Below are 22,227 nucleotides of genomic sequence, written 5' to 3' on the forward strand. Positions count from 1 at the left end.
GCCAGGTAGAGGTGGAGCCGTCGCATTTTAGGCGTAACTCAGCGTGAGTGACCTTAAGCTTTTTAGACTGTCGTCAACTGGCGTTTCAGAATTGACCGGAGCTACCGTTCCACTTGAACGATCCCTTCAAACGCTGTTTGAACGCAACCTCGAGGGCTTGCTTGGCGTGCGCTTCCTCGCTTCCGAGTATCGGACGACCAACGGCAGGATCGACACGCTGGGCGTCGATGAAAACTTCTGTCCCGTTATCATAGAGTACAAGCGTGCATCGAATGAAAACGTTATCAACCAAGGTTTGTTCTATCTTGATTGGCTGATGGATCACCGCCGTGATTTTGCTTGGCTTGTTATGGAACGCTACGGCAAGGACGAAGCTGCAAAGGTCGAATGGTCCGCGCCACGGCTAATCTGCATAGCCGGTGACTTCACGCGCTATGACGAGCATGCCGTGAAGCAAATCAGCCGCAACATTGAGTTGATACGTTATCGGCGATTCGATGATGATCTGCTGTTGCTTGATCTTGTAACCACGACAGCAAGCACAGTGGTTGCTCGGCCGGATCTGGCGATTGAGGACGCGGGCGTCAGTTCGGGTGTAATCCCGGCCAAATATAAGTCAGTCACGGAATACTTGGCCGATGCGGATGCCGGTCTGACCGATCTGTTCGAATCTACGCGAGCGCTTCTCCGTGCCATCGGAGACGACGTGCAGGAGCGAACGCTGAAGAATTATTTTGCGTTCACCCGTCTTAAAAACTTTGCCTGTGTGGAAATCAAGCCTACGGCCCGTAAGCTGTTAGTTTATTTAAAGGTCGATCCTGCCTCCATCGATTTACAAGCCGGATTTACACGCGATGTAAGCAAAATTGGCCATTACGGGACCGGTGATCTAGAAGTTACACTATCGAAGACCGAGGATGTCGAGCGCGCAAAACTATTATTCGAGCAAAGCTATCAAGCATCATAGCAGCCGGCTCTTTCAGCACGTGATAATCCAGTTTATCACGTGCTAAAGGTCTGCTACGCTGCCGGCGTGACCGAACCCCCTCTTGTTCCCATCCCGAGCGCTCGACTGGGCCAACTCGTCCACCTCGATGTCCTAGCGGCAATCGCCGAAGAAGACGTTTGGCTCGCCAGCCAGAAGAGCGCGCGCACCCGCCGTGCCTACAAGCTCGACGTCGCGCACTTCATGAAGACGCTCGGCATCACGACGCCCGACCAGCTTCGCCAGGTCGATCATCGCGCCGTCATCGCCTGGGAGCGCATCATGCGCGAGGAACAGGGCGCAGCGCACTCGACCGTGCGCCGGCGCCTGTCGGCGCTGTCGAGCCTGTTCAAACACCTGGTGCGACATGGAGCTGCCAGTCGTAATCCAGTGGTCGACGTAGCGCGGCCGAACATCAACCGCGAGGAAGGCAGCACCCTCGCCTTCTCGAAGGCGCAGGCGCGCAAGCTGCTCGATGTGCCGGCCGAGGACACGCTGGCCGGACTTCGCGATCGGGCGATCCTCTCCGTGGGCTTGCAGGTTGGGCTACGCCGGGCGGAGATCGCCGCCCTAACCGTGGGGGATCTCCACCAGAACCGGGGCTTCGACGCACTGCGGCTGACCCGTAAGGGTGGGCGGCGCGACGCGCTGGCGATCCATCCGCAGGCGGCGCAGCGCATCCGGGCATATCTCGATCGGGCCGGCCATACCGCCGATCATCAGGGGACGTTATTCCGGCCGCTGCGCGGCAACTCCAAGCCACTTGATCCGGGCGGCCGGCTCGATCCGGACGCGATCGATCGCATGGTACGGAAATATGCGGCGGCGATCGATCTTCCTCGTGGCTACTCTGCTCATTCGATGCGGGCGACCTTCATCACGACAGCGCTGGAAAACGGCGCGCAGCTGGAGGACGTGCAGAAAGCAGCAGGACATCGTGACCCAAGCACGACAAAGCTGTATGACCGCCGAGGGTATAATCCAGAAAAAGCGGCAAGCTTTTTTGCGACTTACTAATGGGCTAGAAATGAAAATAAACAATCTTCTAGTTACAAACTTTAGGGGTATTCAGCGTGTTGAGGCAGAAGGCTTAGGCGACACAATTATCATTGCCGGACAAAACGGCTCCGGAAAGTCATGTATTTTTGATGCTATCCGGCTTTTGAAATCAACGTACGGTGGATACCAACAAAATGAATGGCAGAACTTTTTCGGAGAGTTCCAGATACAGCTCCACGGAGGAGCGAAAAATCTCCAGGGGCTGTTTAATGACGCAACTAAGACGGTTGTAATTAAGGTTGATTTCGAACTTAGGGATAGTGAAAAGTTATATATTTCTACCAACGCTAAGACGTTGGTCGAGGAAACAATATGGCAAAGCATTCTCCCCGAGGCCTTTCAATATGGTGGATGGCACAAAGCTCTCTTCGCAGCTCAATTTCGCGAGAAGCAACCAGAGGTTGACAAAAAAGTCGCCGACTTACTGCCAAGCGTGCAAACCGCTTTATCAAAAAAAGATATAAGTGGTAAAATCGAGATTAAGATCGATGGGCAAGTCGCGATACAGGACTCTGTCTTACTAAATTTAATATTTAGTACATACAGGCCTAGAGATATAGGCGTTATCGATTTTCATGGGGCGCAACGCCATTATGGCCGCGAAAGCGTTCAAGGAATCAATCTAAATCTAGATCAAGCTAAACAGACATACAGTCAAAGCACGCTATACAACTACAATGCTAAATATAATAACGTTAAAAGTGAAATGGCAGGAAGTTTCATCCGGGAGCTTTTGGCAGAGCAGGCTGGACTTAAGAATGTTTCTGACGGAGAATATTCTCTAAACAAGACTTTAAAAGAGCTATTCGATTCGTTTTTCCCTGATAAAACCTTCCTAGGTCCTCGCCCTACAAAAGATGGCAGCCTAGCTTTCCCAGTCATGACGCAAAACGGAACCGAACATGACCTCGATGAGCTAAGCTCAGGGGAAAAGGAAATTCTTTATGGATATCTTCGGATAAGAAGTTCCGCCCCGAAAGACTCCATAATCCTTCTTGACGAGCCAGAACTGCATCTAAACCCGCGGCTTATTCGCGGGCTTCCGGAGTTCTATAGGAAATATCTTGGCGAAGCCTTGCAGAACCAACTTTGGCTTGTCACCCATTCAGATGCGTTGATCCGAGAGGCCGTCGGAAAGCCAGGCTTCAACGTATTCCATATGCTGCCATGCGGTGCCGAAGTGACAGGCACATCGCAGCTACGGCCTTTAAATGTAACAGCTGATCTCGACCTTGCAATTGCGGATCTAGTTGGGGATCTAGCGGCTTATCGCCCAGGCGGAAAAGGATTAATTTTCGAAGGGGGAGGTGACTCAGATTTCGATAAAACAATCACTGGCAGCCTTTTTGCTGAAGAACTGCGAGGAATCAATCTCATTTCGGGAACCAATAAAGCAAGGGTACAAGCCTTACATGAGATTCTGGCCAGAGCTTACGCAAATGGTGATCTTCCAACAAAATTCTATGCTGTAACGGATAGCGATGCAGATGATCCCAGTGTTCAAACACCCGGAGTAAACAGATTTTCTTGGGACGTTTACCACCTAGAGAATTACCTATTAGAAGATTCTATAATTGCTGACGTTCTTAATTCACTGAGGCTGCAGAAAGAATATGACGCTAAAACTGTGGGAGACCGCTTAGTTTTAGCAGCTCAGAATGTTGTTCCAAGCATGTTAGTGCAGAAGATGAAAGCTTACGCCAACTCGAAATTGGTAGATTGTATAAAGCTAGGTTTTGACCCTGCCACTTTGACTATCGGAAATGATCTTTCTGAAGCCTCTAATCGCTCTGCTGACAAAATGCGACAGGTTGTCTTGAGCGATTTGTCTAAAGAAAGACTGAACGAAGTCGAACAAACATTCAGAAGCGACATACAACAAAGCTTCGCTACAGGTAGTTGGAGGAAGAAGTTGCCTGGGAGAGAGATACTCAAACAATTTGTTCAACTGGAAAACCTGCAAGGTTACGAACTAGTTAGAAATCTTATTGTTAGTCGAATGACGGAGAAGGGTGTCAAACCGGCTGGCATGAAAGTCATCATTGACCAGATAGTTGCTGACTAGAGATCGGGACTTTATGTATGAAAACGACCTTTATCATACACTAATTGTATTCTGAACCGAAACTGCAGTTTCGGTTCACATACAATGGGGGCTGCCGCCTGTAGGCCGAAGCCTTCTCTTTATTGAGGAAGCTCATCGTACGCCCGGATCGAGCAGCGACCAGAACCCGCTCTTGCGCGGGTGCTCCCGCCAGAGCCGAGCCATGAAGGCGGCATGCGTCTCTAGACCCGGTTGATCGGATAGGAATGTCGCGAGGCCAGCACAGGCTCGCACGTCGCGAACAGCATACTGATACTGCCTTGATGACGCCCGCCGCAGCACGTCCTCTGCCAGTGCCCGATGCAGCAGCGTCGCCGCCGCAGGATACTTTTCCGCCAGTGCCTCGGCTGCCGGCCGAAGTCGGAAATACTCTCCCCCATCGAGGTCCTCGTGATGGTCTCGCACCAGCTGGTTCGCCGCCTTGAAGTTTGGCCACGCCACCAGGAACATGAGTGCCAGGCCCCGGTCAGGATGCGCGAGTGCATGCGTGACCGCCTGCTCCTCTGCTTCGACGTCGTCGAAATCGGGTAGGCCACGGAGATAGGCCCGTAGGTGCTCGACGCTGAGGAAGCGCTGGAACGTTGTCCAACGCAGATGCTGCGCATCCGTCTTGCGCCCAAGTGCGTCCAGCGCTGCGATGCGGAGGTCGATCTGCCGGCTTTCATCGTGACGGACGGCAGCGCGGTCCAACCAGCCCAAGGCTTCGGCCGGACGGTGGTGGGTGATTAGCCGTTCCGCGATGTCGCCGGCGAAGTTCTCCGACCGGCCGCCGGCTTCGATCGCAGCGATATAGGCGTCAACATCACCCTCGAGATCAGACAGCTCCCGCAAATGCAGCGACACCATGAACCGGCCGCGCGAGTCTCCGAAGTCATCTCGTCCGCGCACACGCCGCAAAGTCGCAAGACGGGCGTGCAGCAGACGGCGCAGCTCGGCCCGGCCTTCAGACCCAAGCGCCGGACCTGACGCCTCAAGAAGACGATCGGTCGTGCCGTAGTCGTCCGCATCAAGTAGGGACAGCAGTTCGGCCGCCAGCGTGACAGGGTCACGGCTTGGAAGCAGCGCCCAGAGCCGTCCCAGATCGGCACCGGCCTTGCGGAACACGTCACCCAGGCTGCCGCTGCCGTCGTCGCTGCGCTCGAACACGCCCTCGGCAAGTTCCAGGAACAGGCGCATCTGCGTTGTGGCCGCCCGTGGATCCGCCTGTGCGAGCGGACCAGCAATCGTCTCGCGTAGACCCTCGAACTCGCGGGCGAGCGGCCGCACCTTGTCCCACTCGATGAACCCACGCGAGCGCAGGATCGTCCGCAGCCGTTTCTCCACCTCCGCCGCCAGCCGGGTGCCCCCGTCGGTGCCGGCCAGGACTAGGCGGAGCGAGCGTCCCAGCGCCGGATCGCTCTGCGCCTGCGCCATCAGCAGCTCGGCTAGTTGCCGGGCGCCCAGTTGTTCCAGGGTGTCTACGCTCAGTGCTCGCGATCGCGTCACCTTCTTGGCCGGAGCCCGTGCAGGCTTAGCGGGCGGCTCCTCAGCCACCGCCGGGGTTAGGCGCGATCGGGACACGCGGGGGCGAGGCGACATGCTCAGCTCCTGGCCGTGGTTGGTGGGCGTTGAGCCGCTATGACAGCGGCACAGAAAGCGTTGGAGCGGTTTAAGCCAGCCCCAGGAACAGTGCCAAAGCCCGGTTCACTGCCACCATGGTCATGTCGTCCAGGTGCCCGAAGGTCGGCCCAACTTTGTTCCTGGGAGGCGTCTGCGGCTTGTCGACCATGATCTGCGATGATTTGGTTAAGCCGTTGCGTTCGTTCGGCTCGATCGGAATCCGCAAGAGTGGCGCCTCAATCAGCGTGCTGGTGATCGGCAGCACGGTGATGGCCGGCAGATCCGAGAAATGGTCAGCTTGCACGACCAGCGCCGGCCGGGGTTTTCCTTGCTCTCCCTGCAGCGCCACAGTGACCAGGTCACCGCGCCTCACGCCGTCCAGCCGCTCGTGTCTGTTGCGTCAGACCAAGCGTCGTGATCGGGATCGTCCTGACCCTCAGCGGCTTGGATCATCCGAGACTGCCGAGCACATTCCTGAGCAAAGCCGGGCGCACGGGTGTCAGGCACCCATATCTGCACAGGCCGTAACCCTGCAGCCTTCAGCTTGTCGCGACGGCGCTGCACACGCTGCGCTCCGGTTCCGGTTGCTGCCATGCGTTACATGTAGCGGCCTTACAAGTACTGGACAAGGGTCATCAGCCCGTAAGCAGTGGCCGGATGCCCGCGTAACTCTACCCTGACAATCACCCCTGATAGAAGACGTTATCAGGGGTGATAAGGGCTGGCTGTCCGAGAGGCGCCTGTTGTTCCCCGAGCGGTCAGTGTGGAAACAGGGACCTCGCGGAGTATCGATCCATTCTTGCCGTTCAGCATCGTTAGTGCCATTCCAACGGAGACGTTCATTATTTTCCTCTGATGGAAGCTCAGCGCCTAGTGCAGGCGTTCCAAGCATCGAACAGAGCCCAGAAAGCGGTGAAACTCCTACGAAGCCGATCGGCGGAGTCAGACGCGGAGACTAAGCGATATGCATATAAAGACCATTACCGTCTCGGGCCTTTTTGGTAGACAGAATCCAGTTGTTCTAAGCCTGTACGATGACTTAAACATAATGACCGGCAGAAATGGGTCCGGAAAAACAACTATTATGAAGCTAGCTTGGTTCATAATGAGTGGGAATATTCTCTTGGCGTTGCGGGAGATCAATTTTAAGATCTGTGCTTTGGAGACTAGTGAATATACTTGCACAGTGATTCGAACGGGATCCATGCATTGCAAGGTGGAGCTCGATGTGAAGGGTGATCGGACCCTGTTTGAGGACGATGAGGGAGACCCCGAAGATGAGCCATTTCTCGAAGCGGCCGAGGATAAGGCAAACCCTGTTCTGATGGCTATAGGGGGATCAATATTCTTCCCTACCTTTCGTAGGATCGAAGGTGGATTTTCTATGGCGTCTGGCAGGCAACGCCGGAATAGAAGTGCTACCCGAACCGAAAGTGATGTAGATGAGTCTCTTGCGACATTTGCGCGTAAATTAACTAAGCAAAATCATTTATTTGTTTCTGCCATATCGACACAAGACATAGTTAGTCTTCTTCTACAAAGATACGCAACGTTTTCAGAAGAGATCAATGCATATCAAGGTAATGTCTCCAGAAACGTAATCGAAAAAATCAAACATTACCAGCAAGGAGACGGCCACAAGCAGCAGAATGCAGATGATCTTCTCTCGGAAACACGTGCCGATATCGAGAAGATTGAGACATTCCGAACGGAGACTATGAAACCTCTTGATGCAGTCAAGGATCTTGTAAAAAAGTTGTTTCAACACTCCGGTATTCTATTTGACAAGCGCTTAAGTTTCGGAGATGCCGCAGAAGCAATTAATAGTGAAGCTTTGTCAGCTGGCGAAAAACAGATGCTAAGTTTTATTTGCTATAATGCATTCTATAAGAATGCGATAATATTTATCGATGAGCCAGAGTTGAGTCTTCATGTTGACTGGCAAAGGCAGCTTTATCAAATTCTCAATGAGCAAAGGTCTGGAAACCAGTTCATTTTTGCTACGCATTCTCCATTTATATATGGGAAATACCCAGACAAAGAGGTTTCAGTTGGCGTAGATCGCGGTGAATGAGCATGCGCACAGATAAGCCGCAGGTAACAACAGACGAACTCTTCGAGTTGCTAAAAAGAACTTCACTTACGACTATTTTGGTTGAAGGTAAGGATGATATCATATTCTATAGAAAAATAGAAGAGGAACTAAGGGAATATAATATCGATATGTTGCCAGCAGGAAACAAAAACTCTGTTCTAGAATTGCGCGATAGGATAAGCCAAATTTCCGTTCTAGCAACCGTAATCTTTATTGTTGATAAAGATCTTTGGGTCCATTCAAACCCGGGAGAGGATTTGTGTCCTGTGGGTGTACTTACAACAGATGGTTATTCTATAGAAAACGATCTGTTTGCAGATGGCGATATAGAAGCACTCTTAGATACAAGAGAGCTTGATCAATATCATTCTGATATCGTAAAGTTTCTTAAATGGTATGCATTAGCAGTGTCAAGGGCTTTGCATGGCAAAGACTCCGCTTTTCGTACCCATCCAGGAAAGGTTCTCGATGATATCGATTTCTATCTAGAACAAACTAAGCTTTCGGAGGGCGAAGCCTACCCTGTTGATCTACTAGATTTTATTAAGACCAATTACAAAAGAGTTCTACGTGGAAAGTCATTAATAGCAATTGCTCAGAGACGGTTTTCCGCGAATGGTCGAGACGTAAAACATAGTACGAAGCAGCTGATAGCATTTGGTGCCTCTCGAAGAGGCGAGAACTTTCGGAGGATTTGTAAACTTATAAGAGGCGAATTGGCTTAAACTAGGAGATTTCGGTGCTGACATAAATGATCAAGTGAAAGCTGTTAATCCAAAACTGCGGGAAACCAGCGACCGCCACGTTGGCGCTTGTAGCCTTCATTAAACGCAAAGACAAACATGCATCTGGTCACTCAGACCGCTGAAGCTTTCCGCGTTAGAACACACCTAGAGGTGGCTGGCCAAATTCGGACAGTCCTATAAGTGGAAAGTCTGCCTGGAAGCGGCGATCATGCCGCGTATCAGGAGAGACCATGACGAAACGGACACGCCGGGCTCATGCTCCGGCTTTCAAAGCGAAAGTGGCGCTGGCTGCCGTCAAGGGCGAGAAGACGCTGGCGGAGTTGGCACAGCAGTATGACGTGCATCCGAACCAGATTACGGCCTGGAAGGCACAACTGATCGAGGGTGTTGCCAGTGTTTTTGCCGCCGGGTCCAGCGGCGCGGAAGTAGTACCTGCCGTAGATTTGAAGGTGCTGCATGCCAAGATTGGCGAGTTGGCGCTGGAGAATGATTTTTTGTCCGGTGCGCTCAGCAAAGCCGGCCTGCTGAGCGCAAAACGATGATCGACCGCGGCCATGATCTGCCGCTGCTGCGGCAGGCTGAGCTGCTCGGGTTCAGCCGTAGCAGCTTCTACTATGAGCCTCGGCCGGTGCCGCAGAAGGAGCTCGCGATCATGCTGCGGATCGACGCGCTGCATCTCGACTATCCGTTCGCGGGCAGCCGGATGCTGCGGGATCTGCTGCGCGGTGAGGGCGTCGTGATCGGGCGCGAACTGGTAGCCACGATGATGCGGCGCATGGGCATCGAGGCGCTGTATCGCCGCCCGAACACCTCCAAGCCGGCACCGGGGCATAGGATCTATCCATATCTCCTGCGCGGCGTGGCGGTCGGGCGGCCGAACCAGGCGTGGGCGATGGACATCACATACATTCCAATGGCGCGCGGATTTATCTACCTGGCGGCTGTTGTGGACTGGTTCACCCGACGGGTCCTGTCATGGTGATTATCGATAACGTTGGAGGTGGATTTTTGCATAGAGGCAGTGGAGGAAGCGCTCGCCAGGCACGGCAAGCCCGAGATTTTCAACACTGATCAGGGCAGTCAATTTACCAGCGCGGCCTTCACCGGCCTGCTGACCGACAACACCATTTCCATCAGCATGGATGGCCGCGGTGCGTGGCGCGACAACGTGTTTGTCGAACGGCTTTGGCGATCGGTCAAATACGAGGAAGTCTATCTGCGGGCTTATGACAGCGTTGGAGAGGCCCGTGCCTGTCTTGACCGCTACCTGACTTTCTACAACACGCGCCGACCACACTCGAGCCTTGACGCTCGCACGCCTGACGATGCCTACTTCAACCACGTGCCGCTGCTGGCGGCATGAATTACAAGGTCGATGCCCGGGCTTGCGGAAGGAAGATATAGCCCAACCGTAACAGATGCCCAGACATCGGCAGACGACCCCTCAATCGGCAGAGGCTCCACTTATAGAAACCGAAACGGTGTCTCGACGAAGCCGGCCACCTCACCTGGGCGCGTTGGCTGGCACTTCATGCGTGACGTGCTAGCCTTAACATCTGCCACGTCTTCCGGACGGCTGGTTTTAGTATCCGTCGCCCAACGTAGGCAGGTTTATATTCCTCAGGACTTAGAAAAATGATAGGCTGCAAAGCACAATCGACGCAGTTGCGATAACATCTGTTACGCGGGTTTAGTAGCCGGCTTCCTTCTGATGCCGGAAGGCCAGCACGAAGACCGCCTCGTCGCCGGGTGCATATTGGTAAAGCGCCACATAGCCGGCCTCACCAAACCCGATCACGAGCTCGCGCAGCTCGGGCTGTTCGTCCAACGGCCGCCCAATCTCCGGCGAGCCCTCCAGGAGAAGGAACTGCCGTTCGATCAGGGATCCGGCACGCCCAGCGGCACGACTGTCCTTCTCCGCCAGGAACTGCCGGCACCGCTCAAGTCCCCGAACCGCACCAGCGGTGACGACTACTCGTGGCACGGTGGCGCGTCAGTCTCTGGGCCGTTCCCCCAGCCCTGAAGCCATGTGCGGGTTTCATCACCGGTCAGATGCTGGCCCGTCTCCTGATACTCAGCCCAGGAGGCCAGTGCCTCCTGCCGGAAGCTCTCCCGGGCTTCCTCACGCTCGACATACTGCTGGATGGCCTCGCGCATGATCCAGTGTGAAGTCCGGCGCTGGCTGGCAGCCAGATGCTGCACGCGGCCTTTGAGAGCATCATCCAACTTGACGGACACGGCCATGCCTATCTCCTTAGGTAGTACCTGTAGCTACCTTAGGAGCAGTGACGAAAGCAGTCCATGATTGATCCTACCCTGTGGAATCTGGCAGAGCCTTGAGTAGTAAGTGGACACCGCCAAGCTCATGAAGCGCCCTGACCTGCTGCTGCCGGATGCGGCCTCGCTGCTGGTTCTAGGCGAGCTGGGATTGCTCGACCTGCTTCCTTCCATGGCGAACCGGTTGGTGCTCGTCGACCTGGTGCAGATGGATCTCGAGCACCGAGCGCCTGATATTGCTGTTCCGGTGCTGGCATGGCTCCACGATCAAGCTGACCGGATCCAGCTCGGGGTTACGCCAAGCGGTGAGACGCTTCGTCGGCTCTGGCATTATGAGCCGGCCTACTGGCCTTCGGACGGCGCCCTGACCGCTATTGCCGAGTGGCTAGCGGATGCGGTCATGGAGGCGGACACCGATCTGCTGGTGCTGACGGACAATCTCCGGCTACACGAGATCGCTTCCATACGCGGGCCAGATGCCGACATCGACGTCATGGGGCTGCACGGTCTGCTGGAGCTGGCCGAAGCGCAGGGACTGGTCGCCTCTGCAACAGACCGGTTGATTGGCTGTTCGCTACAGCAACGGGTCACCCACCGACGCCGCCGATAGTCACGCTGGACGGATTGAGACCGTTAGCAAGCTACCGCTTCTTACCAAATATCCGCGCAACGATCTCGTCGTCGCTTAGGCCCTGCATCGGGTTACTTGGCAGTCTGGGTGCCGTCGGCATAGGCACAGGAGGAGGCAACTTCCGACCTCCTCTCAACGAGACTGGCTTGAACTGGGGTTCCATCTGGGCGAGCTCCTCCGGCTCAAGAGGTTCTTGCCAAGGAGATAACTTCGCCCCCGTATTTGGCGCACTTGAACGGTCATTTTCTTGCGGACCAGGATATATGGTCATCTGGAGTCTGTTTCCAGCCGTGCTCCGAATACGTCCAGGTGAAATCCCTGCAGCAAGGGCCAGCCGCCGGGCGTTCTCCGATGCCAGCCGCTCTCGCTCCATCTGTCGTGCCTCGCAAGCCTTCTTGCGCAGGACGGCACCGCTCATCGGAATGCCGGTTTTGTAGTGAATGTTAGCCAGCGCGAGCGCACGACCGACATCGTCCCAGGACCATCCGTCATGGACGAGATCGCTCAGCTCCCCCGTTCGCCCCTCGTGCCGCCTGATCCACGTCATGACGTTGTCGCCCGTCTGCCAGTCCGATCCGAGCCGCTGAGCAAGCTCGATCAGCTCTTCCTGCGTCCTCAGCCGCTTCGTGGCACCACCATCTGGAGGCCGGATCTTCGGTTTGCTCATAGGTGAAGCTTGGCAGTTTCTCACCCAAAGCGTCCAGAGCCGTCCCGCAAATGTTCCCGGATTTGTTCCCTTATAGCGTATCCGCTTTTGTTACCGCTTTCGTTCCCGGTCACGGGAGGGAGGTTCGTGTCGGAACTGACATGGATTTTTTACAGACCAAGGCACCCTAGACGGGTGCATGCGTCTAGGGTGACTTGGTCTGCCAAAGCTGGCCCCTCTGGGTATCCCGGCGGAAAGATCGTTCTGGAATCGATTAGAGACTAGCAAGGAGACTCTGTTCGTCTGGGTTGGAGCCTTACCGCCGCCAAAGGCTTGATGCTGGGGTCGGCAGCAATACCGGATGCACGAACGACGGGCCGCCCGACGCACACGATGCCAGGACCATCGCAAACTGCCCGTGCCCTGGTGCGCCTGCAGAAGACAGCCCAACCTGTCTGAGGGTGGCGCCGTGCTCGCACCGGTCAAGGCCGCTGCGCGTCGCCTACGGCGATGGCCTGCGGCCAGCCTGGACCGCCACTGCGCTCGTCGCCTTGGGGTGATGCAGGCCGGGACGAAGAAACGGCTCTCAACCGAACCAAGAAACGTGAGGTGGCCTTTCCGGCAGCCTCGAGGTCGGTGAGGGTCAGTGGATCACGGAGGGCCACTCGATCTGGTGCACCTCCAGGCCGGCCTTCCGCCACAGCGCCAGGGCCTGCTCAGCATCGTCGGCAACATGGATGAGGTAGCGGCCCCGATAAGCCTCCTGACGCAGCTCAGGGCGTTTCTGCAGGGTCTTGTCGGACATGGTGTAGACCGAGATCGCCCCTGCCCCGTCCCAGGGCGTCCGCACCACCCGGATATGGTCGACGGCAACCCCGTCAGCCATCCGTGTCGGCTCGGCACTGCACGGCGGCCGGTTCCGGAACAGCGGCAGCTCGGCGAAGAATGATGCCCCCGGCTGGCGGTAGTACGCCCGGCTGGCCGCCAGTTCCTCGGCCGTCTCGAACACCGCCCAGGCAACCGGGCTCTGGTACAGCGCGACCGGCAGTAGGGGCGAATACGGCATCGGCGGCCGGCGGATGAGATAAACGCCCGGCATGCCCAGCACGGGCTGCTCCACGACCTCTGCGAAGGCGGGATGTGCCGTCAGCGGCCGGGTTTGGTTGACGGAGAGCCAGTGCTGCAGCGCCTGCGCCGACCGCTGCTTCCAGAGGGCTTCCATCTGCCCTGGCTTGAACAACCGCTCGGCTGGGCTGTTGGCGCCGAGCACGATCCGGATCAACAGGTCTTCCGGAAGGTCGAGGGTGGGCCAGGTTTCGACCGTGACACGAGGCAAGCCCGGAGCCCGCACCAGGACGCGCCAAGGTTCTGACGTCGGCAAAAGACGAACGCGGTCGCCCGTCGCCAGCGTCTCGAGCAGGGTCAGCAGATGCTCGATTGTCAGGACGGAGAGGCTGGGTGCCACGGTGAGCTCGACGCGCTCGGCCCCAAGCGGACGGCCTGCTTCGTATTCGTCCCAGGCCCGCCTGCCGATGTTCTCCCAGATCAGCACCTCGGTTGGATCCGACGCCATCAGCTGCAGGCTGGCCAGCACCTCCGCTGCGTCCATGGCGGCGATGACCTTGGCCAAGGCGCCAAAAGCACCTCGGATCAAAGGGGTCAGGAACGCAACCCGATCTTGGTTCATCGTTGCCATGGTCTCTGTCCCTAACCTGTCTCAGCATCCAGCTGACGACTATAAACCACAAGTCGATAGTCCGTGGATTGCAGATGACGGTGTTGGCTTGTTCCGGGGATGAGCAAATCCATCCGGAGCGGTCCACCCGTCCAGGTCGCGCCGGCAGCACCAGCACGTCGGGCGCAGGCGCCCCGGAAGCCAAGGCGCGTCATGCCGGCGCCGATCGAGATCGGCCAGGGCGAGGATCCGCGGGTGGTGCTGGGGCGCGTGGTGCACCAGCAGCGAATTCGGCTTGGGATCAGTCAGGAAGATCTGGCCGATCAAGTCGGTCTGGATCGGACCTACGTCAGCGGCATTGAGCGCGGCATCCGCAATCCTACCCTGCTGGTGCTGCTGCGGCTTGCTCAGGCTCTCGGTGTACCTGCTGGTCGACTCCTGGAGGAGAAAACCGGTTCTGCTGGTCCCCAGCTCACCAGCGCCTGACCATGATCTGAGCTCAAACGCGCACTGAAGCCGGATCTGCCCTGCTGCTGTATCGAGATGGATGTCGAGACGACGGTCGATGGCAGCGGCTAGCGGCCAATCGACGTCAACGGTCGGCATGCGCCGGGCGCTTTCACTCTATTGCGCGTTTGGGTGTACATCAGTGCCCGCCGCTCCAGTTGTGTTGGGCAGCAACCCGGCCTGAACCCATACAAGGACACCATGGCTGACGCCCGGCAAACCTCGCAAAACCACATAGCGACATGGGATGCGCCGATGGTTGGCTCCGTGCTGATCGGGCCCGGGATCGCATCATACGTGCGCATTCCAGTACCAGGCACGCAGGGATTGATACTGAGCCTTCGTCCCCCTCCTCACTGGCATGGTAGCACGTCGGCTATTTTCATCCGCAATCCAGAAGATGCTCGATACGGCAAGCCATTTCTCCGGCTCGACTACGGGCCCAATAAGTCCACACATGCCATCGACTACCACTGGAACATCGAGGGCAAGGCGGCCAGGAAGGCTTTCCCAGGCATCACCAACCACATGCCGGCTGGAGCAACTGGGGAAGCCATCTACAAAGGCGCCAAAGCCTTCCGTGCCGCCGGCCGGGTCTTCATCATCACCGGCGCTGTGCTGGATGGCATTTCCATCCTTACAGCGAACCGGCCTTGGCAACGTACTCTGCAGGTTGTCACCGCCTGGGAAGCCGCCACGGTATTGGCAAATCAGGCCGGGAAGGCCGGAGCGGCGGTCGGAACCATGATCGAGCCTGGCGCCGGTACGATGATCGGCGGCGGCATCGGCGCGATCGTTGGCGGCTTCGTTGGCTACTATACAGCCAGCACCGTGGCCGGAGTATTCTATAACTGGGCGGAAAACACACACTTCATTCCAGCTCACGAGATAGCGGTTCCTTCGCAATGACCCCCCCACTGCTGACCATCACTCGCGACACGTCCTCATTTGTGAAATTCCAGGGGTTTGAGATCGAGCGCCTCATGCCTTCGGGCACGATTTCCGCCTTGATCGAGTGGCCCTTGCCGCCTGATGACCGTGACGAGGCGATTACCCAAATTACGGCGGCTATCCTATGCAGCGCCTTGCTGCGATTGGGACACATTGCCTTTCGGTGGGATGATGCTGCCTCCGCTATGGGTGGCACCTTCTTTCCTGAACCACAGTCGCCCTCGTTCAAGACCAGGGTCATGGCAAGTCTGTTCCATGGTAGTCTCCCTGCCGCTTTTGGCGTGCTGGTCACCGACGACGAAATCATGGCCCGCAACCTCTTCGTCTGGGGCGGTTGGAGCCTGGGGGGACAGGCCGCTCTGGTATATGACCCGGCTGCCGACCCGGCCCCGATCGTCGATGCGCTTCAGCATGGAATGGACTGGCGAGGACGGGCATTGCCACCCGGCTGCAAGCTTCTGTTCGGTTCCGGCCATGACGGTGGCGTCGCGCTTGTTGCAGCATCCAGCGTCGAGGTTCTGGACCAATTTATTGCAAACGTTGAAGCCGAGCTGGCTGCCGAAGACTTCAAACCTAGGCAGCACCGATAAATTTATTTTTAAGGGACGTGGTTTACTCACAGCTTTTGCTGGACTGCACCCGCAGCCAGTGGAGCCAGACGATGAAAATGACGCTCCCGATCGTGGCCATCTGTGCGACCCTATCAGCGACTGTGATTGCAGCGCCAAAGACCGTCACCAGTACATTGAGCTGCGGTCCGGCGACGGTCACAGCGACCTCGATCACCGATCCGCATGTGCCCCCGGACGATGATTTCGCCTGGCTCGCACAGAAGCTCACGCTGACTGGAACACCAACTCACAAGGCCCTTCCCCTTCAGGTTGATCCGAAGGCGAGCATGATCGTAGTCGGCCAGCAGAAGGCACTTGCCGCCGCGGTTGTCTCCTGGGCTTGCCTGACCAGCACGCAAGGCAAGACCTACGTGCTGCTCGATGTCAGCTGCATGCGTGAGAACTACGATGGCGTCTGCCACGGTCAAAACGAATGGGTCCGGGTCGTCGGCACCGATGGCAGCCATCCCGACGCCGCTTATGTGCCGCAGGATCCACGCTATGAGGCCCTCTACAAGCGGCTTGGGATCAGCGTCGACAGCGTCCAGCTGACCGGCATCTTCTAAGCAGATTGGAGGCATTGCAGGCCCGAACCGGCGTACGCGCCGTTTCTCTGCGGATCGGCATGACGCACCAGGGTTCAGCCGTCGCCGCCACGACGATGAGCACCGGTGAGGAAGAGCGTCAGGACCGGCGGCGGCTCGTGTGTTGATGCCGGAGTGCATGGCCCCCGAGTATGGCCGCTGCCGATGTGACCAGCCCTCGTGCCTCAGCTAGCTCGAGCAGACCGCTGATGCCGATAACGTCGATATCGGCATCCGGCCCGCGCAAGCCGGCAACCTCATGCAGGCGAGGAGTGTCGGTCAGTATCAGCAACTCGATGTCGGCCTCCAGCGCGGCATTGGCCAGCCACTCGGCGATCGCGGTCAGGCCGCTATCCGAGGGCCAATACTCCGGCTCGTAGGTCCAGAGCCGTCTGAGCATCTCGCCGCTTGAAGTTGTATCAACCCGCACCCGCTCACCCTGTGCCTTGAGCCAGCCCAGTACGGGATCCGCCAACTCGGGCGAACGGCGCATGAGGTCCATCCGCACCAGGTCGACCAGCACCAGCTGCCGGCCGATCAAGGGCAACAGCGCGAGCTGCCCAAGCTCGCTCAGCAGCAGGAGGGATCCTGCATCCGGCAACAGAAGATCGGGATGGTTCATTGACGTGGTCGACGATTACCGGAAGGCGGCAGAATTCATGAAATTTAAGGACCTTCACATCTTTCGAGAGAAGCGGTTCACGGTCGGCGTGGAGGAAGAGACCGGGCGCTATTATCTTGGCGGATTCAAGTTCCGGAGCGAACACCCACGCCGGGCCAACGGGTGTAGGGTGGTGGGATGGCAGGGCAACGACGTAAGCTAACGGTGTTTGATCGATCGATGATCGAGGTTCGCCTTTGTGATAGCTGGGGCGTGCGGGCGATTGCACGCGACTTGGATCGCTCTGCGGGCATGATTTCGGACGAGATCAATCGGCATGGCGGCGCGACCTCCTACCGGGCGCAGGCTGCGGCGACGCAGGCCGAGGCAGATCGTCGCCTGACTGGACGCAGGCCTGTTCTGGCGCATGATGGTGAGCTGTTCGGCCGTGTGGCGGGGCTTTTGCGTCTGGGTTGGTCCCCCGAGCAGATATCGGGCAGGCGTAAGCGGATGGAGGCGGGAACGGAGCAGCCACCTGGTCTGTCGGTATCGCACGAGGCAATCTACACGGCGATTTACGCCTTGCCGCGCGGTGAACTACGCCGTGAGCTGATCTCGTATTTGCGACAGGACAAGCCAATGCGCGGCCGCAAGCCAAAGGGCAGCGAACGCCGCGGCAAACTTTGCAACATGACCAACATCAAGGAACGACCTGAGGAAATCGAGGGCCGGCTGGTCCCGGGCCATTGGGAAGGCGATCTTATTCTGGGCACCGGCGGAGCGAGTGCCATCGGCACGTTGGTCGAGCGGACAAGCCGCTTTGTGGTGCTGGTGCACATGCCTACGCGCAAGTCCGATGTGGTGGCGAGCGCTTTCTCCGGCGCGCTGAATGCCATTCCCGCATCTTTGCGCAAGACGCTGACCTACGACCAAGGCAAGGAAATGGCACAGCACGAAAGCGTGGCGCTGAGCACTGGCATGAGGATCTTCTTCGCCGACCCTCACTCACCTTGGCAGCGTGGCTCCAACGAAAACACCAATGGTCTGCTGCGCCAGTATTTCCCGAAAGGCACGGCTCTGTCGGGCTTGGATCAGGACGATCTCGACATCGTTGCCGACAGCCTGAATAGCCGTCCTCGAAAGACGCTCGACTACGCGACGCCAAGCGAGCAATTCAGCATGTTGCTGGCCGGGCAGGCTGGTGTAAACAAAGTCTTCGGCGTGGGTGTTCGCTCCGGAACTTGAATCCGCCCTTTCTATTCCAGTTGCAAACCGTCGTATCGATTATGATGAATACTACGAGATCAGCCGCGAACTGGCAGAAGCGGCTCCAGGAAATAGGGAAGAGCTTGAGCACCTCGTCGCTCAGTGCCGTGATCGGTAGAACGATCGGCACCTGATGATCCCACCAGGTACCGATCGAGGCACGCCGACCTGACAGAGTATGTGGGACTTACAGATGGGAACAGCGTCGAACCGGCATAGCGCGGATGCCGTCCAGCTGACCGGCATCTTCTAAAGCGGAAGCTGCTACGGCGACGGGGTCTGAGCGTAGGCCAGCCCGACTTGTTCAGGGGCATTCGAGATCACCCGCAGATAGCTGCGCGCTGCAGTGTCCGGCTCCCGTTTACCGGTCTCCCAATTCCTGACCGCCTCGACTTCCAGGCCATAACGAAGGGCAAACTGCTCCCGCGACAGTCCGAGTTTCTGCCGCACATGGCGCACGTCCAGCGTCGTCGACAACTGCACCAGCTGGGCCTCGAAGCCCGCCTTATCGAGATCAGCGACGACGGCAGACGTATCCTCGACGGTGGGGAGTTCGACGGTCGCCTGCCCTCTCTCAATGACAGCCTCGATCTGCCGCTTCGCCTTGAGCATGCTCAAGCCACGACGGGCCAGGACGAACATGGCGTCGATCGTCTTAAGGTCTGGATGATCCGACTGGAGGCGGATCGAGAACACGGCGGGTGTACCGGATGTCACGCGGTCGACGGCCCGGACGGGCCCCAGTCGTGCGAACCGCTCCTTCAACGACGAGTCCATCGAACCCCATTCCCTTCATGACGGCCTGGGCGATCACCCCCAGGTTCTGGCCTCCAACGGCACCTTTGTGGGCGCCCTGCACATGGGTTCCCTGAAGGATCAGGATGCTACCCTGTGCGACGGGCTCGGCTGTGAACACCAACGCACCCACCGGGGTCTTGACCACCAGGGTCATCACCGGATCATCGGTCATGTCGTTCACCATCTCGAACGAGATGTCCTCGATGGCCCACATCAAATTATTATGGGCCAATGGCACAGTGATTTCAATGTTTCATGGACAAGCTGGCCGCATGAGACCTGAGCTGAGGCCGTCTGGCGCTCCATTTGGTACCAGACGGATGTCGAGCCGGCGATCGATCGCGGCGGCATAGCGAGCAACCAGGTCGAAAGTCGGCATGTGCCGGGCAGTCTCCAATCGGGCGACCACGGACTGGGTCGTGCCCATGCGTGCGGCGATCTCGGCTTGCGTCAGGCCGGCAGCCTGACGGGCTTCGATCATCTCGCCAACGACGGCGAAAATCGGCCCGAGGCGGTCATACTCGGCTTTGACCTCCGGATCGGTCAGCAGCTTCTGCCGGAGCTTGGCCAGACTGGTCATCGCGTGATCTCCTGGGCTCTGCGTTCGGCCAGTGCCAAGGTGGCCCGGAGCGTCTTCTGGGTCTTCTTCACGAAGGCATGCACCACGATGACCCGGCGGCCGATCGCGGTGACGTAGATTGCCCGGGCAATCCCGTCTCGGCCGCTGAACCGCATCTCGGGGGTCCGGTAGCAGCGGAACCGAAACTGCATTTCAGCCAACCAAAGCGGCGACCAACGACTGTCGGCTTATACAGCCACCTTCGGCAGCCTAAATCCCCACTAGAAGGCCTCTGAAATAAAGATATTGACAAAATATCGTCGAAATATCCATTATGGAGCGATGAGGGGCGCCCATGTTCTATAAGTTCGAGGTCGAGAACTTCTTCTCGATTCGTGATCGTCAGGTTATAGATCTGACGGTGGACGGGAAGGTACCTGACACTGAGGGCCGCTTTGGGCCCATCTTCCGGGGCGCCGACGTTCGCGCGCCTAAGGTCGTCGCCCTCTTCGGAGCGAACGCTTCCGGCAAGACGACGGTGCTTCGAGCGCTCATGTTCCTCGCCACCTTCATCCGGGACAGCGTGCAGACCACCAATGCTGGCATAAGCGGCTGTGAGCGCTTCAACGATATGGAGTCCGCCGACCGTCCGATGTGCTTTGCGATCGAATTTGGCGGCGCCATGAATTTCACTCCCGAGGTGCAGCAACGGGTGACTGAAGGAGAATGTCTCGAACAAGGGCTCTACCGCTACGAGCTGGAGCTGGAAGTAACCGAGGGTCTGGTGCGCCGGATCGCTGCCGAAAGTTTGCGCCAGAAGCCTAAGGGACAAGGCAAGTGGCAGCGTGTCTTCGAGCGTGACGTAGCGGGCCGGGTGCGGGACTCCCGCTCCTTCAGTCTTAGCGGCTATCAGCACCTCGTGAAGACGCTCGCCGGTAACCACACAGTGATTTCCTCCTTCGCGAAATTTCAGCATCCGACCGCACAGCTGTTTGAGCAGGCGGCGCGTCGGGTCTTTTTTCAGATTGACCCAATCCACGCCGGCGGCGATGGCGGCGTGATTGATTTTCTCAAGACACAGCCTGCCATGATGTTGAAACTTAATAACGAGTTGGGCCGCATCGACGTGGGTATTGAAGAGATGCGGTTTCAGGACAGCCTACTGAACGGCCCGGTCCTAATGTTCAAGCACAAGGGCTTGCAGGTCGAAATGCCCTGGATGCTGGAAAGTCACGGCACCCGCGCTTTTATTAAAATGTTTCCTTTTCTAAGCGCGGCGCTCGATTGCGGCGGCGTCGTTGCAATCGACGAGATGGATGCAGCAATTCACCCGCTGGTGCTGCCCGAGCTGATCCGCTGGTTCCACGACGCACACGTGCGCAACAGGCTGGACGGCCAGATCTGGCTCTCCTGCCACTCGGCCTCGCTCCTTGATGACCTCACAAAGGAGGAAATCGTAATCTGTGAGAAAGACCGGGAGGGTCGCACCTCCGTTCATAGTCTTATGGACGTGAAGGTGCGTCGCGACGACAACCATTACCGAAAATACCTGAGCGGTATCTATGGCGGCGTGCCGACCATCGGATGAGGCGCCGGTCTCCTCCTTCGATTCCTGAGCGCAGGCCAGTTTTCATCGGTTGCGAGGGAGAGTCCGAAGTGGCCTACGCTGGGCTACTGCAGGCCATGCTGCGGGAGGCGAGCCTGCACGTCCACCTTGTCGTGCATAACCTCGGCCGCGGCGCTGGGGATCCCCTCGCCCGCGTCCAGCTCGCCGTCCAACGCCTGGCACAACTCCGCCGGACACGCATTGCGCCACCGGAACGTTTTATTCTGCTTGATGGCGATCAGGCGGCGCGCGATTCCGCCCGCGCAGCGTGCGCGCGGCATCTCGCAGCCCAGCACAAGATCACAATTGTTTGGCAGGAGCCCTGTTTCGAGGCGCTGCTGGTGCGTCACCTTCCCAACTGCACGACACGGCGACCGCCCGACACACCGGAGGCGTTGCGGGTGCTGGAGCGAGAATGGTCGGGCTACAAAAAGCCCTTGTCGCGGGCAACGCTCGCCATGCGGATCGACCGTGACGCGGTGCGCCGCGCCGCGGGGGTCGAGCGCGAGTTGCGAGCACTGCTGCGCTGCCTTGGGCTCGAAGAGTAGCGATTCCCCAGACCTTCGCGGAACAAAATCGTTCCGAAATGCACTTTCGGTTCGGCCGCTACCGGACCCCCATCTCCCAGAGCTTGACCTGCAGATGCGTGACGTGCGGCTGTCCAATCCGCTCCAGGTCGACAGCCTCGATACGCTCGGCCGGACGCAGGAAGGCTGCCTGCATGTCCTTCGGGAGGAATGCGATCTGGTCATCGACGACGGCTCCCAGGGTTTCGACAGTCCAGTTCATCCAACGCATCGCAAGTCAGCAAGCATAATAGCATTTGTGCTATATTTCCCGACAGTCCTTTGTTCGACCTGCCGGAGGCAGTGTTGATGTGGCGGGACGCCCTTTGTCCCGACGCGGTCAGGCGGCAACGGCGCACAG

General features: G+C 57.7%; 26 protein-coding genes and 1 pseudogene. 14 read left to right on the top strand and 13 right to left on the bottom strand.

Features of this window, described 5'->3' with window-relative positions; translation table 11 throughout:
• Window positions 1-43: 43 nt before the first annotated feature.
• From HN018_RS28215 to HN018_RS28225, 3 genes are all read left to right on the top strand, one after another.
• The gene (locus HN018_RS28215; RefSeq protein WP_171837334.1) at window positions 44-967 is read left to right on the top strand and encodes a DUF5655 domain-containing protein; all 924 of its coding nucleotides are present in this window, start codon (window positions 44-46) and stop codon (window positions 965-967) included.
• A gap of 66 nt (window positions 968-1,033) precedes the next feature.
• Window positions 1,034-2,002 carry a tyrosine-type recombinase/integrase gene (locus HN018_RS28220; protein ID WP_171837335.1) on the top strand — a complete coding sequence of 323 codons (969 nt, stop codon included), beginning with the start codon at window positions 1,034-1,036 and terminating at the stop codon, window positions 2,000-2,002.
• Window positions 1,947-4,109, top strand: coding sequence for an AAA family ATPase (locus HN018_RS28225; protein WP_171837336.1), 2,163 nt, complete (start codon window positions 1,947-1,949; stop codon window positions 4,107-4,109). The genes HN018_RS28220 and HN018_RS28225 overlap by 56 nt, the downstream gene beginning before the upstream one ends.
• A gap of 132 nt (window positions 4,110-4,241) precedes the next feature.
• Here HN018_RS28225 and HN018_RS28230 read toward each other — a convergent pair whose 3' ends face one another.
• The 3 genes from HN018_RS28230 to HN018_RS28240 form a co-directional block, all read right to left on the bottom strand.
• A complete protein-coding gene (locus tag HN018_RS28230) occupies window positions 4,242-5,726 on the bottom strand; it encodes a DUF6880 family protein (protein WP_171837337.1) in 1,485 nt (494 codons plus the stop codon).
• Between the two features lie 70 nt (window positions 5,727-5,796).
• The gene (locus HN018_RS28235) at window positions 5,797-6,120 is read right to left on the bottom strand and encodes a type II toxin-antitoxin system PemK/MazF family toxin (RefSeq protein ID WP_171837338.1); all 324 of its coding nucleotides are present in this window, start codon (window positions 6,118-6,120) and stop codon (window positions 5,797-5,799) included.
• Complete coding sequence (locus HN018_RS28240; RefSeq protein WP_171837339.1) at window positions 6,117-6,341, bottom strand: antitoxin MazE family protein; 225 nt, start codon at window positions 6,339-6,341, stop codon at window positions 6,117-6,119. The genes HN018_RS28235 and HN018_RS28240 overlap by 4 nt, the downstream gene beginning before the upstream one ends.
• A gap of 370 nt (window positions 6,342-6,711) precedes the next feature.
• Between HN018_RS28240 and HN018_RS28245 the strand changes: the two genes are divergently transcribed.
• From HN018_RS28245 to HN018_RS28255, 3 genes and pseudogenes are all read left to right on the top strand, one after another.
• Window positions 6,712-7,821: an AAA family ATPase gene (locus tag HN018_RS28245; protein ID WP_171837340.1), complete on the top strand. Its 1,110-nt coding sequence runs from the start codon at window positions 6,712-6,714 to the stop codon at window positions 7,819-7,821.
• Window positions 7,818-8,567: a DUF4435 domain-containing protein gene (locus HN018_RS28250; RefSeq protein ID WP_239479510.1), complete on the top strand. Its 750-nt coding sequence runs from the start codon at window positions 7,818-7,820 to the stop codon at window positions 8,565-8,567. Before HN018_RS28245 ends, HN018_RS28250 begins: the two co-directional genes overlap by 4 nt.
• A 251-nt stretch (window positions 8,568-8,818) precedes the next feature.
• Window positions 8,819-9,951: pseudogene (locus tag HN018_RS28255) on the top strand (IS3 family transposase).
• 327 nt (window positions 9,952-10,278) lie between these two features.
• On the opposite strand, the gene HN018_RS28260 reads toward HN018_RS28255, so the two are convergent.
• Complete coding sequence (locus HN018_RS28260; protein ID WP_171837341.1) at window positions 10,279-10,572, bottom strand: type II toxin-antitoxin system RelE/ParE family toxin; 294 nt, start codon at window positions 10,570-10,572, stop codon at window positions 10,279-10,281.
• On the bottom strand, window positions 10,560-10,832 hold the full coding sequence (locus HN018_RS28265; RefSeq protein ID WP_171837342.1) for a CopG family ribbon-helix-helix protein: 273 nt from the start codon (window positions 10,830-10,832) through the stop codon (window positions 10,560-10,562). The genes HN018_RS28260 and HN018_RS28265 overlap by 13 nt, the downstream gene beginning before the upstream one ends.
• 121 nt (window positions 10,833-10,953) lie before the next feature.
• Here HN018_RS28265 and HN018_RS28270 point away from each other — a divergent pair, with 121 nt between their 5' ends.
• On the top strand, window positions 10,954-11,475 hold the full coding sequence (locus HN018_RS28270; RefSeq protein ID WP_171837343.1) for a hypothetical protein: 522 nt from the start codon (window positions 10,954-10,956) through the stop codon (window positions 11,473-11,475).
• Between the two features lie 31 nt (window positions 11,476-11,506).
• Here HN018_RS28270 and HN018_RS28275 read toward each other — a convergent pair whose 3' ends face one another.
• On the bottom strand, window positions 11,507-12,163 hold the full coding sequence (locus HN018_RS28275; protein WP_171837344.1) for a hypothetical protein: 657 nt from the start codon (window positions 12,161-12,163) through the stop codon (window positions 11,507-11,509).
• 622 nt (window positions 12,164-12,785) lie between these two features.
• A complete protein-coding gene (locus HN018_RS28280; protein WP_171837345.1) occupies window positions 12,786-13,838 on the bottom strand; it encodes a hypothetical protein in 1,053 nt (350 codons plus the stop codon).
• A gap of 192 nt (window positions 13,839-14,030) precedes the next feature.
• Between HN018_RS28280 and HN018_RS28285 the strand changes: the two genes are divergently transcribed.
• The 4 genes from HN018_RS28285 (at window position 14,031) to HN018_RS28300 (ending at window position 16,452) form a co-directional block, all read left to right on the top strand.
• Window positions 14,031-14,303, top strand: a complete 273-nt coding sequence (locus tag HN018_RS28285) for a helix-turn-helix domain-containing protein (protein WP_171837346.1) — start codon at window positions 14,031-14,033, stop codon at window positions 14,301-14,303.
• Window positions 14,304-14,525: 222 nt separating this feature from the next.
• Window positions 14,526-15,233 carry a hypothetical protein gene (locus tag HN018_RS28290; RefSeq protein ID WP_171837347.1) on the top strand — a complete coding sequence of 236 codons (708 nt, stop codon included), beginning with the start codon at window positions 14,526-14,528 and terminating at the stop codon, window positions 15,231-15,233.
• Window positions 15,230-15,865: a hypothetical protein gene (locus HN018_RS28295; RefSeq protein WP_171837348.1), complete on the top strand. Its 636-nt coding sequence runs from the start codon at window positions 15,230-15,232 to the stop codon at window positions 15,863-15,865. The genes HN018_RS28290 and HN018_RS28295 overlap by 4 nt, the downstream gene beginning before the upstream one ends.
• Before the next feature lie 71 nt (window positions 15,866-15,936).
• The gene (locus HN018_RS28300) at window positions 15,937-16,452 is read left to right on the top strand and encodes a hypothetical protein (protein WP_171837349.1); all 516 of its coding nucleotides are present in this window, start codon (window positions 15,937-15,939) and stop codon (window positions 16,450-16,452) included.
• A 118-nt stretch (window positions 16,453-16,570) separates the two neighbouring features.
• Here HN018_RS28300 and HN018_RS28305 read toward each other — a convergent pair whose 3' ends face one another.
• Complete coding sequence (locus tag HN018_RS28305; RefSeq protein WP_171837350.1) at window positions 16,571-17,092, bottom strand: hypothetical protein; 522 nt, start codon at window positions 17,090-17,092, stop codon at window positions 16,571-16,573.
• A gap of 177 nt (window positions 17,093-17,269) precedes the next feature.
• Between HN018_RS28305 and HN018_RS28310 the strand changes: the two genes are divergently transcribed.
• The gene (locus HN018_RS28310) at window positions 17,270-18,316 is read left to right on the top strand and encodes an IS30 family transposase (protein ID WP_172443453.1); all 1,047 of its coding nucleotides are present in this window, start codon (window positions 17,270-17,272) and stop codon (window positions 18,314-18,316) included.
• A gap of 285 nt (window positions 18,317-18,601) precedes the next feature.
• Here the strand turns inward: HN018_RS28310 and HN018_RS28315 are convergent, their stop codons facing one another.
• From HN018_RS28315 to HN018_RS28325, 4 genes are read right to left on the bottom strand one after another with little or no spacing between them, the layout of a single operon-like run.
• A complete protein-coding gene (locus HN018_RS28315) occupies window positions 18,602-18,979 on the bottom strand; it encodes a helix-turn-helix domain-containing protein (protein WP_239479507.1) in 378 nt (125 codons plus the stop codon).
• Window positions 18,980-18,992: 13 nt separating this feature from the next.
• A complete protein-coding gene (locus HN018_RS29035; RefSeq protein WP_239479508.1) occupies window positions 18,993-19,349 on the bottom strand; it encodes a hypothetical protein in 357 nt (118 codons plus the stop codon).
• Window positions 19,350-19,388: 39 nt separating this feature from the next.
• The gene (locus tag HN018_RS28320; protein ID WP_171837323.1) at window positions 19,389-19,715 is read right to left on the bottom strand and encodes a helix-turn-helix domain-containing protein; all 327 of its coding nucleotides are present in this window, start codon (window positions 19,713-19,715) and stop codon (window positions 19,389-19,391) included.
• On the bottom strand, window positions 19,712-19,906 hold the full coding sequence (locus HN018_RS28325) for a type II toxin-antitoxin system RelE/ParE family toxin (protein WP_171837324.1): 195 nt from the start codon (window positions 19,904-19,906) through the stop codon (window positions 19,712-19,714). Before HN018_RS28325 ends, HN018_RS28320 begins: the two co-directional genes overlap by 4 nt.
• A gap of 143 nt (window positions 19,907-20,049) precedes the next feature.
• Here HN018_RS28325 and HN018_RS28330 point away from each other — a divergent pair, with 143 nt between their 5' ends.
• Both HN018_RS28330 and HN018_RS28335 read left to right on the top strand, forming a co-directional pair.
• Complete coding sequence (locus HN018_RS28330; protein ID WP_171837325.1) at window positions 20,050-21,282, top strand: AAA family ATPase; 1,233 nt, start codon at window positions 20,050-20,052, stop codon at window positions 21,280-21,282.
• Window positions 21,279-21,848, top strand: a complete 570-nt coding sequence (locus HN018_RS28335; protein ID WP_171837326.1) for an RloB domain-containing protein — start codon at window positions 21,279-21,281, stop codon at window positions 21,846-21,848. Before HN018_RS28330 ends, HN018_RS28335 begins: the two co-directional genes overlap by 4 nt.
• A 58-nt stretch (window positions 21,849-21,906) precedes the next feature.
• On the opposite strand, the gene HN018_RS28340 is transcribed toward HN018_RS28335, so the two are convergent.
• Window positions 21,907-22,089: a type II toxin-antitoxin system RelE/ParE family toxin gene (locus tag HN018_RS28340; RefSeq protein WP_204259814.1), complete on the bottom strand. Its 183-nt coding sequence runs from the start codon at window positions 22,087-22,089 to the stop codon at window positions 21,907-21,909.
• Between the last annotated feature and the right edge of the window lie 138 nt (window positions 22,090-22,227).

The organism is Lichenicola cladoniae, from assembly GCF_013201075.1.
Classification (GTDB): domain Bacteria; phylum Pseudomonadota; class Alphaproteobacteria; order Acetobacterales; family Acetobacteraceae; genus Lichenicola; species Lichenicola cladoniae.